This window comes from Actinomycetes bacterium (assembly GCA_024222295.1).
Classification (GTDB): Bacteria; Actinomycetota; Acidimicrobiia; order Acidimicrobiales; family Microtrichaceae; genus JAAEPF01.
Window position 1 is genome coordinate 24,860 of the sequence record JAAEPF010000017.1, and the last position, 12,607, is coordinate 37,466.

Consider the following 12,607-nt stretch of genomic DNA (forward strand, 5'->3'; position numbering starts at 1 on the left):
CCGCTGCGGCGGCGGCCCGGCCTTGCCCTAAGGACTCCGGTAACCCCAAATGTGCGGCATCATCGCCATAGTCAGGTCACCCAACACCGACCCTGCAGTCGACGTCGCGTCCGTGCTCGAGTCGATCGAGGGCCTCGACGCCCTGCTTTCATCGAGTACGTCCCAATGGCCTGCCCCTCTGGAGACCGCAGCCGACGCGCTCCGGCGGGTCAATGACGAGCTGCTGGGTGAGCCGGGCGTCGCAGGGCTACTGGCTGCTCCTCCGGCCACCGAGGACCTCCGGGTGCGGTGCAGGGAGCTGTCAGCCCTCGTCGAGTCCGCTGAGGCCCTGCTCGACAACCCGTCACACGGTGTTGCCGCCGAGGCCCTGGAAGCGACCAACGCGGCGCTGATCCGGTGCAAGGACGCCCTCTGGGCCATCGAACGTGACCGCTTGCGAGCGGCTGACGGTGTCAGGGCGCTCACGCCCGACCTTCCGGGCCGTGCCGGCACTGCGGTGCTGCTCAGCCTGCACCAGGCCCTCTCGGCTCTCGACCGCCTCGAAGTGCGCGGCCGCGACAGCGCCGGCGTCGAGGTCCAACTGACCGGCCACGGCCTCGACCCGGCAGATCCCGAGGTGGCCGACGCGATCGGTAGCCGGATGGACGGTGTGTTCACAGCGGGCGCCGTGCGGTTCGTCGACGAAGCCCTCGTGATCGTGTTCAAGACTGCTGCCGAGATCGGCGAACTCGGTGACAACACAGCGCAGCTCCGCGCAGCGATCCTCGGCGACGGGCTGCTGCACCGCGCGCTCGCCGCGGCTGACGTTGCGGGTCTCGTGCTCGGGCACACCCGTTGGGCATCCATCGGCATCGTGTCGGAGCCCAACGCACATCCCCAGGGTTCGGACGAAACGGTCGTGTCCGACGGCCCGTTCGCAACGGCCGTGCTCAACGGCGATGTCGACAACTACGCGGAGCTTGCCGCGGACGCGTCGCTCCAGCTGCCCAACGAGGTCACCACCGACGCAAAGGTCATCCCGACGCTGCTGCGGCGCACCCTCCTGTCGAGCTCGGCCGTAGGGGTCGAGGCGTTCCGCGACACCGTGGCGCCGATGGAGGGATCGGTGGCCATCGCCGCCACCACGACGGCATCACCCGGGGAGCTCTACCTTGCGCTGCGCGGGTCGGGCCAGGCCCTCTACGTCGGACTGGCCGAGGACGCCTTCGTGGTCGCCAGTGAGCCCTACGGGGTCGTGGAGGAAACGTCGCGCTACCTGCGTATGGACGGTGAGACGCCATCGGATCCGGACAATCCCACGGGTTCGCGTGGCCAGATCGTGTCGCTGGACGCTACGGCCGCAGGCCGGCTGGAGGGCGTGCGCCGGTTCTCCTACGACGGCACCGAGCTGGCGGTGGACGAGTCCGACCTGTCAGGCACCGAGATAACCACCCGCGACATCGACCGTGGCGACTTCCCGCACTTCCTTCTCAAGGAGGTGACCGATTCGCCGCACTCGTTCCGCACGACCCTGCGCGGACGCCTGGTCGACCACGATGGCGCCCTGGATGTGCGAATCGGTCCTGCGTCGATGCCAACCGAGGTGGTCGACAGGCTCGCCTCGGGCCAGGTCGCACGGGTGCTGGTGATCGGCCAGGGGACGGCCGCCGTGGCCGGCCAGAGCCTTGCCCAGTTCCTGTCCACCCTGCTGGCCGAGACCGATGTGCGTTGCGAGGCGCTCCCCGCCACGGAGCTGTCGGGCTTCGCGATGCGTGCCGACATGTCGGACACGCTGGTGGTGGCGATCAGCCAGTCGGGCACCACGACCGACACGAATCGCACTGTGGACCTGGTGCGCAGCCGGGGTGCCTCCGTGCTGGCAATCGTCAACCGTCGTGGCAGTGACCTCACCGACAAGGCCGACGGGGTGCTGTACACAGCCGACGGCCGCGACGTGGAGATGAGCGTCGCGTCGACCAAGGCGTTCTACTCCCAGGTCGCTGCGGGCATGTTGCTCGCCTACGGAATCGCTGCGGCGGTACCCGGAGCACGCCACTATTCGGAGCCCTCCGAGCAGGAAGTCCTCGCAGCGATGCGGGAACTCCCGGAGCGGATGCTCCAGACGCTTGCCACCAGACCTGCGATCGCCGAGGCGGCCGCAACCGCCCCGGGGCGTCGCTACTGGGCGCTGGTGGGCAACGGCGTCAACCAGATCGCCGCGCGGGAGCTTCGAATCAAGCTGTCCGAGCTCTGCTACAAGTCCATCGCGTGCGATGCCACCGAGGACAAGAAGCACATCGACTTGTCGGCCGAGCCGATGATCCTCGTGTGTGCCGCCGGCCTCGTGGGGTCGACCGCGGACGACGTGGCCAAGGAGGTGGCGATCTTCGCGGCGCACAAGGCGGCCCCGATCGTGATCGCCAGCCAGGGCGCCCGCGGATTCGATGCGGCAGTGGCCGTGCTCGAGGTCCCCGAGACCCATGAGCGGCTCGCGTTCGTGCTCGCCACCATGGTCGGGCACCTGTTCGGCTACGAGGCGGCCCTTGCCATCGACTCGCAGGCGCAGCCGCTCCGCGAGGCTCGTGCCGCGATCGACGAGGTGGTCGGTGAGTCCGGCATCGACCACGGCGACGCAGTCGACGGCGCGAGGATCCTTCGCCGGCTGCGGCCGGTGCTGCGGGACCACGCAGCCGCGTGGCTCCAGGGCATGCGCACGGGTGCCTACAACGGGCAACTCGAGGCCGACACGGCGGTCCGCCTGGCCGGGCAGTTCCGCTACGCCACGGGCCTGTCCGCCCTCGATGGCTACGAACTCGAGTTCGGCAAGCCGGGCACGCCGGGTGTCGTGGTGGATGACATCGGTGACTCCCTGAGTGCCGCCATCGATGAGCTCACGCGCCCGGTGGATGCCATCAAGCACCAGGCCAAGACGGTCACGGTCGGCATATCGCGTAGCGATGAGTCGCTCATGCAGGTGCCGCTGGTGCAGGCAGCGGTGCAGACCGGTGCCGGCCGCGAGTCGATTCCGTACTCTGCGCTGCGCACTCTGGCCGAACTGGATCCGGCGGTGGAGAGGGTCACCGGCTGGACGCGCTACTCGCTTTCGGGCGCGGAGTCCCTGGCCACCGCCACCATCACAGCCACCGACCGCTCGGGTGTCGGCGCGGAGATCCGCTCGCGCACCGAAGAGGATCCGCGCCTTCGTGGCACAAAGGCCCTGGTGGCCCGTGAACGCGAGTTGATGGTCGCCTCCGGCCGCAGCGACGGGCGCAACGTGATCATCGTGCCGGAGATCCGCGGTGGTGAGGCTGTGGGACTGGTGCTGCTGCACGTGGAGGTTGTCGACAGGTTGCCTGCCGCGTCGGCACGTTCGGTACTGCAGGGCTACCGCCGCCGCTACCAGGCCCTGCGTGACGCAGTTACCGAGACAGAGGACGACCTCGACGAACAGATCCTCGGCGACCAGCCGGTGATCGACCTGCTGGTCGTTCCGATCCTCGACCTGGCGGATCGCTGGAGGTCATGACCACCGACGGGTCCCTCGTGGGAGTGGGCGTCGACCTGGCCGGTGTCGACCGCCTCATGGCAGCACTGCAGCGCCGGGCCGCACTGGCCTCGAGGTTGTTCACCGAGACGGAACTGGTCGCTGTGGCCGAGGAGCAACCGCTGCAGGTGGCACAGCGTTTCGCTGCCAAGGAGGCAGTGATGAAGGCCCTCGGTGTGGGCATCGACTCCGTGCGGTTCACCGACGTCGAGGTGGCCGGAGACCTCGGTTCGGTACGCCTGCGCGGGTCGGCCGCGGACAGGGCGGCCCATCTCGGTGCGACTTCGGTGACCCTGGAGGTGGACGCGACCACCGGCCCGGACGGTGAGGTCGCAGTGGCCCGCGCCGAGGCCCGCGGCCGACCATCTCGGTCCGCATCCGTCACGACACGGACCCAGCGGCCAGAATTGCGACAGTGATACCGATCGTGACCCCAACCGAGATGGCCGCGGTTGACGCTGCCGCCACCGAACCGGTCGACGTCCTGATCCGCAGGGCCGCCGGTGCGGTGGCTGCCGAGGCCGTCTCCATGCTCGGCGGCACCTATGGGCGTCGTGTCGTCGTGGTTGCGGGCAAGGGCAACAACGGCAACGACGGACGGGTCGCCGCTCGCCTGTTGGCACGCGATGGCGTGCGGGCCGTGGTTCTCGACGCCGGCGAACTCCCACCGGCCATGCCCCAGGCCGACCTCTACCTCGATGCCGCCTTCGGCACCGGCTTTCGAGGCACATGGGATCCTCCGCCGCAACCGATGGCGCCCGTACTGGCGGTCGACATTCCCTCCGGCATCTCCGGGCTGACCGGCGACGCAGCGGGCAGCCCATGGCACGCCGCGCGTACCGTGACCTTCGCCGCCCTCAAGCCCGGCCTGGTGCAGGCCGACGGCCCCGGCCACAGCGGCGAGGTCGTGGTGGCCGATATCGGCCTCGACGTTTCGGTGGCCTCGGGCTGGCTGGTCGAGAGCGGCGATGTGGCCGCATGGGTGCCCTCGCGTGCCGCCGATGACCACAAGTGGCGCCATGCGGTATGGGTTGTGGCGGGCTCTGCGGGTATGCAAGGCGCAGGGTGGCTGTGTGCGCGTTCGGCGGGCAGGGCCGACGCGTCGTATGTCCGCGCGTCGAGTCCGGGCCTCGAGCATCCCGACGCTCCCCGCGAGGCGGTCGGCACCGGGTTGCCCGCGTCGGGCTGGGGCCGGGAGGTAGCCGACGGGGCAGCGCGCTTCGGTGCAGTTGTGGTGGGCCCGGGCATCGGGCTCGCGTCCCACGTGCGCGACGAGTTGGAAGCCGTTGTTCGCAGCGGCGTGCCCGTGGTCCTCGATGCCGATGCCCTGCGGGCCGTGGGGCAGGAGCCGCTGGCCGCCACGACATCCGCAGGCGACACCCCGACTGTCGTGATGACGCCACACGACGGCGAGTACGAGTCGCTGATGGGTCGTGAGCCAGGTGCAGACCGCTTCGCGGCCGCCCGGGCCGCCGCTGCACACCATGGCTGCATCGTGCTGCTGAAGGGGCCGACCACGGTTGTCGCAGATCCCGGCGGGTCTGTATACGCAGTGCGCTCCGGTGACGCCCGCCTGGCGACCGCCGGATCCGGTGACGTGCTCAGCGGGATCATCGGGGCCCACCTGGCGGCAGGAGCGCAACCGCTGCGCGGGGCGGCCGCGGCGGCATACCTGCACGGGGTGGCGGGCCGAGTCGCAGGTGAGCACGGCGTGCTGGCAGGTGACATCGCGGAGGTCATTGGCGATGCCCGCTCCCTTCTGGCTGACCCGGCTGCGCCCGGCTGAACCGATTGGCCGGCACCCCTGCCGGCGCGCCGTAGCCTGTCGGGGTGCCCAGACACGCCGAAGTCCGCGTCGACATGTCCGCCATCGGGCACAACGTCGCGGAGCTGGCTCGCCTCGCCGGGTCCAGCGAGCTGTGCGTCGTGGTGAAGGCCGATGGCTACGGCCATGGTGCTGTGCAGGTCGCGCGGGCTGCGCTGGGCAGCGGCGCGACGCGGCTGGCGGTTGCGTTGGTGGAGGAGGGCGTCGAGTTGCGCGAGGCCGGCATCGATGCACCGATTCTGCTGTTGTCGGAGCCGCCCCTGGACGCCTTCGAGGACGCGTGGGCGCATCACCTGACACCCACGATCTACCACGAGGAGGCGGTGGCGCGGGCCTCTGAAACGGTGGGGCGCAACGCCCGCTGGGGTGTGCACCTGAAGGTCGACACCGGCATGCACCGCGTCGGCGCCACGCCGCGTGACGCCGTCGACCTGGCAGCCAGGGTGTTGCTGGCGGACAACCTCCTGCTCGAGGGCGTGTTCACCCACCTGGCTGTGGCAGACACACCGCAACGTAGCGAGACCGACGAGCAACTGCGCCGCTTCGGGGCGGTGCTGGCCGATCTCGACGCAGCCGGCATCGATCCGGGCGTCGTGCACGCAGCCAACTCCGCGGGTCTGCTCGCCCACCCCGGGTCGCACTTCGCAATGGTGCGCGCAGGCATCGCCGCTTACGGGATCCCGCCGTCGCCGCACACGGCCGGCCAGGTCGAGCTCAGACCCGCGATGTCGGTGCACGCCGAAGTGACCCATGTGCACACCGTTCCGGCCGGCGAAGGGGTCAGCTACGGGCTCGCCCACGTCTTCGACGTGGACACGATCGTGGCGGTGGTCCCGGTGGGCTACGCCGACGGCATTCCGCGCAACTTCGGTGCGGTGGGTGGTGCGTTTCTGGTCGGCGGGATCCCGAGGCCGGTTCGAGGAGTCGTCACCATGGACCAGACAGTGATCGAAGTGGGACCGGTCGGCCACCCCTCGGTGGTGCCGGTACACGTGGGCGACGAGGTGGTGCTGCTGGGCAGCCAGCTCGGTCCCGATGGCCCCGTGGAGGTCTCGGCGGTGCATTGGGCCACGATTCTCGACACGATCCCCTACGAGGTCGTCTGCAGGTTCTCGGCGAGGCTGCCCCGCCGGCACCTCCGAGGGCGGTAGGTGGCGCCCGAGTCCCTCGGGGTGCTTCTCGTCGAGCCGTGGCTCGGCGGTTCCCATGAGGCGTGGGCCGCGGGTTGGATGCGGCACAGCAGTCACGACATCCACCTGGTCTCGCTGCCGGCAGACCACTGGCAACAGCGCATGGTTTCCTCCACGGCGAGCCTCGCCGAGCAGGTGTCCCGCCACCTCGAGGCGCACGGTCGACCCGACGTGGTCGTGGCCACCGACATGGTCGACCTGGCGTCGCTGCTCGGACTCTGCCGCCGGGAGCTGGCCGGTTGCGTAACGGTGCTCTACATGCATGAGAACCAGTTGACGCAGCCGGTCAGCGCCAATGGCGTGGGTGACGGCAGGGGCCGCCACCTGGCATGGACGAACTGGCGCAGCGTCCTGGCTGCCGACTCGGTGTGGTTCAACTCCCGGTGGCAGCTCGATTCCATGGCGGCAGCCCTTCCCGCCCTGTTCGACACCTCGCCGGAACCGGCGGCCCACCTCGAGCTGGTGGCCGGCTTCCTCGAGCGAAGTTGCGTGATGGCGTGCGGATGCGACCTGGCGAGGATGGCCGCCCCGGGGCGGGAGCCGAGCCTGCGGCCGGATAGGTCGTGTCCAGTGGTGCTGTGGAACCACCGTTGGTCGAACGACAAGGGCCTCGACCGCGCGGTGAAGTCGATGGCCACCCTCTCGCGTGAGGGCGTCGCGTTCGACGTGGTGGTGCTCGGCAGCGACGACCACCACGACCCGGCGATGGGTGATGCGCTGCTCGAGCCGATCTCTGGCCGCGTCGTGCACAGGGGCCACGTCGCGGATCGGCACTACCCAAGCGCCGTCCGCGGGTGCGATGTGGTCGTGGCGGCGGCCCGCCAGGAGAACTTCGGCATCTCGGTGGTGGAGGCCGTCGCCGCCGGCTGTGTACCTGTCGTGCCGGATGCGCTCGCATTCCGCGAGACGGTGGACGACCCCGCATTCCGCTACCCGGAGGGTCGCCTCACCACCCATCTGCGCAACGTGTTGGTCGACCTGCCCACCTGGCGGCAGAGGGCGGGCACGATGGCTCAAGCGGTCAGGCGATACGACTGGCCGGTGATGGCCGCTGAATACGACGACGCGGTTGGCAGACTCGTTGAGACACGAGGCGGCCGGAGCCGTCGGACGGAGGACCGATGATCACCGAGGTACCGGGCCTGCATGTGGGCCATCGCAGCGACGCCGCGGCCCGCACGGGCTGCACCGTCGTCGTGGGTGATGAGCCGTTCACGGCATCGGGGGAGGTGCGCGGCAGCGCTCCCGCCACACGCGAGTTCGCACTGCTCGACCCGAGCGCAACGGTGCAGAGCATCGACTCGGTGGTGCTGTCGGGTGGATCGGCCTTCGGTCTGGCCGCAGGTGATGGCGTGATGGCCGCCCTCGACCAGCGCGGCCGCGGGTTCCCCACGCCCTGGGGAAGGGTCCCGATCGTGGTGGGGATGTCGCTGTTCGACCTTCCCGTGGGCGACCCGACCGTTCGTCCGACCGCGGCCGACGGAGCCGCAGCGCTCGAGGACGCATTCGCCTCACCGGGGTGCGAGCTCGGTCTGGTGGGTGCCGGCACGGGGGCCACGGTGTCGAAGTGGCGCGGCGAGGAAGCGACACGTGCTGGCGGTCTCGTGGGCGTGGCCATCCGCGACGGCGACCTCGTTGTCGCCTGTCTCGTGGCCGTCAACGCATGGGGAGACCTGGTCGGCTCACCCGAGGCCGGCCTTGCTGAGCCGGAGATACCGGACCCCTCCCGAGGCGACGATGACGGCGGTGGGTCCTTCGGCGGCTCCCGGGTCGCCAACACGACGATCGGGGTCGTGGCCACCAACGCGGAGGTGTCGAAGATGGGCTGCATGCACATGGCCCGTGGCGCACACGACGGCCTGGCCAGGGCGATCTCACCGCCGCACGCATCGGTGGACGGCGACGCGTTCGTGGCCATCTCGGTCGGAGGTGTCGCGGCGCCACAGGACAAGGTGCGGTGGTTGGCGGTGCAAGCCGTCCAGCAGGCGATCGCCACGGCAGCCTGAGCCCCGAGCGTCGATACACTCGGAGCGATGTCCGACATGGGCTCCCCCCTCGCAGAGTTCGATGAGTTGCGCACCGACGCACTTGGCTGCACCGCGTGCCGGCTCTGTGAGCAACGCACCCAGGTGGTGTTCGGCATGGGAGACCCGACGGCGGACCTGATGTTCGTGGGCGAGGGCCCCGGGGCCGAGGAGGACCGTCAGGGCCTTCCCTTCGTTGGCCGCTCCGGCAAGCTCCTCGACCGGCTCATGGCCGAGGAGATGGAACTCACCCGTGAGACCGCGTACATCGCCAATGTGGTGAAGTGCCGCCCACCCGACAACCGCGATCCCAAGCCCGACGAGATCGCGGCGTGCAGGCCGTACCTGCAACGCCAGATCGAGCTCATCGACCCCACGGTGATCGTGACTCTGGGCAACTTTGCCTCCAGGCTCCTGCTCGACACGAAGACGGGCATCACGAAGCTGCGCGGACGTGCCTACTCGTGGGGTGGCCGCGTGCTCGTGCCGACCCTGCACCCCGCAGCGGTGCTCCGCGGTGGCGGGTCGGCGATGTCCGATGTGCGTGCAGACCTGGTGCGGGCCAAGGCGGCAGCGTCGGGCGGGATGATCGAACTCACGGCCTCGAGCGTGGTCGCCCAGTGAGTTCACGGATCGAGGCACACACCGAAGGTGTCGACCAGACCCGGTCACTGGCGGCGGCCCTCGGCGAACTGGTGCGCCCCGGAGACCTGATCGTCCTGGTGGGCGGACTCGGCGCGGGCAAGACCGCTTTCGTCCAGGGACTCGGAGCCGGTCTGGGTGTGCAGGGCAATATCACGAGCCCCACTTTCGCCCTTGTGCAGAGCTACTCGGGACGGCTCGACCTGCACCATCTCGACGTGTACCGACTCAACCAGGTCAACGAGGCACTCGACCTGGGGCTCGCGGAGATCCTCGACGACGACGCGGTGGTGGTCATCGAGTGGGGAGACACGATCGCTCCGGTGCTACCGCATGACTACCTGGAGGTCCGCCTCGACAATGGCGCTTCACCGGACTCGCGCAGCATCGGCTTCTCTCCCATCGGCTCGCGCTGGTCGGCACGCATGAACGCGTTGGCGACCGTCATCGAACGGACCAGCGGCGGCGGTGCCTGATGCTGATTCTCGGGATAGAGACCGCGACCGAGCAGGTGGGGTGTGCCATCGGAGGTCACGAGGGGGTGTTGGCGAGCGCCCACTGCGCCAAGGGTCGTCGCCACGCGGAGAACCTCACGCCCGCGATCGAGTTCATCTGTGGGCAGGCCGACATCGAACTCGACGACGTCGGTCTGGTCGCCGTCGACGTGGGGCCGGGCCTGTTCACCGGGCTGCGGGTTGGAGTGGCCACCGCAAAGGCGATCGCGTTCGCCCTCCGGGTGCCGATGATCGGGGTCTCGAGCCTGGACCTCCTGGCCTTTCCGGTTCGCTTCACCCAGCGCCTGATAGTGGCCACGGTCGACGCCCGTCGCGGTGAGATCTACCACGCGTTCTACCGCCAGGTGCCCGGTGGTGTGCAGCGGGTGACCGAGGCCCAGGTCGGCACGGCGGATGACCTCGCCTCGGAGCTGCTCGCAGTCGGCGAAGAGGTCCTCTTGGTGGGTGACGGGGCGCGTCGCTACCGGGAGGTGTTCGACGGCATGGCGCGTGTCGAGCACGCGGAGGTGGGCAACGCCTACCCGTCGGCGTCGTCGTTGGTGCAGTTGGCCCACCCCCAGGCGCTTCGCGAGGAGTTCGAGCAACCGGAGTCGATCGCGCCCCTCTATCTCCGCCGCCCCGATGCCGAGATCAACTGGTCCACAAGGGACGCCTGAGGTGGGTGCAGCCATGGCCGAGGGAACGCTCGAGCGTCCCACCCCGGATGGGTCCGAGCCGTTCGACGGAGTGGTGATCGCGCCGATGCGCAAGCGCCACCTGCGCTCGGTCGTGGCGATCGAGAAGCGCGCCAATCCACATCCGTGGTCGCATTCGCTGTTCGCCGGCGAACTGTCGATGCCCACCAGCAGGAACTGGGTGGTGGCCCGCGAGGCGCGCCACGTGCTCGGCTACGCCGGGTTGATGGTCACCCTCGACGACGGCCACATCACCAACTTCGCGGTCCACGAGGACCATCGCCGGCGCCACATCGCGGACCGGATGCTGCTGGTGCAGTTCGAGGAAGCGGCACGCCGCGGGGTACGCAGCATCACCCTCGAGGTGAGGGTGTCCAACGACGCGGCGCGCGGCCTCTACCGCCGGTTCGGCTTCGCCCCCGGTGGAATCCGCGCCGGCTACTACAACGACAACGGCGAGGACGCGCTCGTGATGTGGTGCCACGACATACTCGATGATGAACAGGTCGAGCGGCGCCGGCTCATCGAGGCCGGCCTGCCCTCTCCCCTGCGCACCGAGGGAATCGGAGAGGACGAGCGATGAGCGATGCTCCTGTGGCCGCTGGTGGCCCGGCGCCGGGCCAGGTTGTGCTCGGGGTGGAGACGAGCTGTGACGAGACCGCGGCGGCCGTTGTCCGCGACGGCACCGAGGTGCTGTCCTCGGTCGTGTCGTCCCAGGTCGACCTGCATGCCCGGTACGGCGGCGTGGTGCCCGAGATAGCTAGCCGTGCCCACACCGAACTGCTCATTCCGGTCACCGCCCAGTCAATGGTGGAGGCGGGGGTGCACGGCAGCGATGTGTCGGCGGTGGCCGCCACCAACGGCCCCGGGCTGATCGGGGCGCTGCTCGTGGGCGTGTCAGCGGCAAAGGCCCTGGCGCTCACCTGGGGCGTGCCGTTCGTGGCGGTCAACCACCTCGAGGCCCACCTGTACGCGGCGCTGCTCGAGGAGCCCGAGCTCGAGTTCCCAATGGTGGTGCTGCTGGTCTCGGGCGGCCACACGATGCTGATCCAGATGAACGGCCATGGTGACTACGCGCTGCTCGGCGAGACACTCGACGATGCCGCGGGCGAGGCGTTCGACAAGGTGGCCCGGTTCCTCGGGCTCGGCTACCCCGGCGGCCCCGCCATCGACACCGCGGCGTTGTCGGGTGACCCCGAGGCGATCGACTTTCCGCGGGCGATGATCGGCGACGGCCTGGACTTCTCCTTCAGCGGGCTCAAGACCGCAGTCGTGAACCATGTGCGTGACAACCCGTCGGCGGCCACCGAGGACGTCGCTGCCAGCTTCCAGGCCGCCGTGGTCGACGTGCTTGTGGACAAGTCCCGCCGCGCGGCCGGGCAGTTCGGAGCCAAGGCGCTGGCGCTGGGAGGGGGAGTGGCCGCCAACACCCTGTTGCGCGAGCAGTTCCTCGGGGCGTGCGCCGATGACGGCATCCAGGGGTTCCTGCCCAGCCGTTCGATGTGCACCGACAACGCGGCGATGGTGGCTTCGGCCGGTTGGTACCGCCTCCACCGGCTCGGGCCCTCGGGTCTGGATGTGGGCGCAGACCCCCGCGACCGTCTGTTCCACGGTCCCTGACCCGGCTGGCAACCCGAGATCGCCCACCTTGGTCATCTCTCGGCTGGGACCGTGCCGCGATTTCGGGGTTCTGGGGCCGTGTCAGGCTGATTTCTCAGGCTTCGGGGGCCGTTCGCGGGGGCGGTTAGCAGTCTCGGGTGGAGAGTGCTACCTTTGGCACTCGCCCTTGGGGAGTGCCAACTGCCCGGGCAATACCCCTACCCACCACGAGACTCGCAGCCAGAACTGTGGGCATCCGGAGGATTGCATGAACCTGCAGCCGCTTGAAGACCGCCTCGTCGTCCGTCAGGCCGAGGCCGAGGAGACGACCGCCAGTGGTCTGATCATCCCCGACACCGCCAAGGAGAAGCCCCAGCAGGGCGAGGTCCTGGCCGTCGGCCCCGGTCGTCGTTCCGACACCGGCGACCTGATCCCCGTCGACGTCGCAGCCGGCGACAAGATCGTCTACTCGAAGTACGGCGGCACCGAGATCACCGTCGACGGTGAAGACCTGCTGATCCTGCAGGCCCGCGACGTGCTCGCCAAGGTCGGCTGACCGACCCAGTCCCAGAGCGAATTCCCGACAGACACAACGACGACAGAGAACGACTGAGA

12 protein-coding genes are annotated in these 12,607 nt (G+C 69.5%); all 12 read left to right on the forward strand.

What is annotated here, in order from left to right; genetic code table 11:
- Positions 1–49 precede the first annotated feature (49 nt).
- The 12 genes from GY812_02895 to GY812_02950 all read left to right on the forward strand — a co-directional run bounded on the left by GY812_02895 (position 50) and on the right by GY812_02950 (position 12,548).
- A complete protein-coding gene (locus tag GY812_02895) occupies positions 50–3,505 on the forward strand; it encodes an SIS domain-containing protein (protein ID MCP4434430.1) in 3,456 nt (1,151 codons plus the stop codon).
- Positions 3,502–3,942 (forward strand): 4'-phosphopantetheinyl transferase superfamily protein, encoded by a 441-nt coding sequence (locus GY812_02900; protein ID MCP4434431.1) that lies wholly within the window; start codon positions 3,502–3,504, stop codon positions 3,940–3,942. Before GY812_02895 ends, GY812_02900 begins: the two co-directional genes overlap by 4 nt.
- Positions 3,939–5,309 (forward strand): NAD(P)H-hydrate dehydratase, encoded by a 1,371-nt coding sequence (locus GY812_02905; protein ID MCP4434432.1) that lies wholly within the window; start codon positions 3,939–3,941, stop codon positions 5,307–5,309. Before GY812_02900 ends, GY812_02905 begins: the two co-directional genes overlap by 4 nt.
- A gap of 44 nt (positions 5,310–5,353) precedes the next feature.
- Positions 5,354–6,499 carry an alanine racemase gene (gene alr, locus GY812_02910; protein MCP4434433.1) on the forward strand — a complete coding sequence of 382 codons (1,146 nt, stop codon included), beginning with the start codon at positions 5,354–5,356 and terminating at the stop codon, positions 6,497–6,499.
- Positions 6,500–7,663 (forward strand): DUF3524 domain-containing protein, encoded by a 1,164-nt coding sequence (locus GY812_02915; protein ID MCP4434434.1) that lies wholly within the window; start codon positions 6,500–6,502, stop codon positions 7,661–7,663.
- Positions 7,660–8,544 (forward strand): P1 family peptidase, encoded by an 885-nt coding sequence (locus GY812_02920; protein ID MCP4434435.1) that lies wholly within the window; start codon positions 7,660–7,662, stop codon positions 8,542–8,544. Before GY812_02915 ends, GY812_02920 begins: the two co-directional genes overlap by 4 nt.
- Positions 8,545–8,571: 27 nt before the next feature.
- Positions 8,572–9,186 carry a uracil-DNA glycosylase gene (locus tag GY812_02925; protein ID MCP4434436.1) on the forward strand — a complete coding sequence of 205 codons (615 nt, stop codon included), beginning with the start codon at positions 8,572–8,574 and terminating at the stop codon, positions 9,184–9,186.
- Complete coding sequence (gene tsaE, locus GY812_02930; protein MCP4434437.1) at positions 9,183–9,680, forward strand: tRNA (adenosine(37)-N6)-threonylcarbamoyltransferase complex ATPase subunit type 1 TsaE; 498 nt, start codon at positions 9,183–9,185, stop codon at positions 9,678–9,680. The genes GY812_02925 and tsaE overlap by 4 nt, the downstream gene beginning before the upstream one ends.
- Positions 9,680–10,375, forward strand: a complete 696-nt coding sequence (tsaB, locus tag GY812_02935) for a tRNA (adenosine(37)-N6)-threonylcarbamoyltransferase complex dimerization subunit type 1 TsaB (protein ID MCP4434438.1) — start codon at positions 9,680–9,682, stop codon at positions 10,373–10,375. Before tsaE ends, tsaB begins: the two co-directional genes overlap by 1 nt.
- Before the next feature lie 13 nt (positions 10,376–10,388).
- Positions 10,389–10,976 carry a ribosomal protein S18-alanine N-acetyltransferase gene (gene rimI, locus GY812_02940; GenBank protein ID MCP4434439.1) on the forward strand — a complete coding sequence of 196 codons (588 nt, stop codon included), beginning with the start codon at positions 10,389–10,391 and terminating at the stop codon, positions 10,974–10,976.
- On the forward strand, positions 10,973–12,013 hold the full coding sequence (tsaD, locus tag GY812_02945) for a tRNA (adenosine(37)-N6)-threonylcarbamoyltransferase complex transferase subunit TsaD (GenBank protein MCP4434440.1): 1,041 nt from the start codon (positions 10,973–10,975) through the stop codon (positions 12,011–12,013). The genes rimI and tsaD overlap by 4 nt, the downstream gene beginning before the upstream one ends.
- Before the next feature lie 247 nt (positions 12,014–12,260).
- On the forward strand, positions 12,261–12,548 hold the full coding sequence (locus tag GY812_02950) for a co-chaperone GroES (protein MCP4434441.1): 288 nt from the start codon (positions 12,261–12,263) through the stop codon (positions 12,546–12,548).
- The last annotated feature ends 59 nt before the right edge of the window (positions 12,549–12,607 follow it).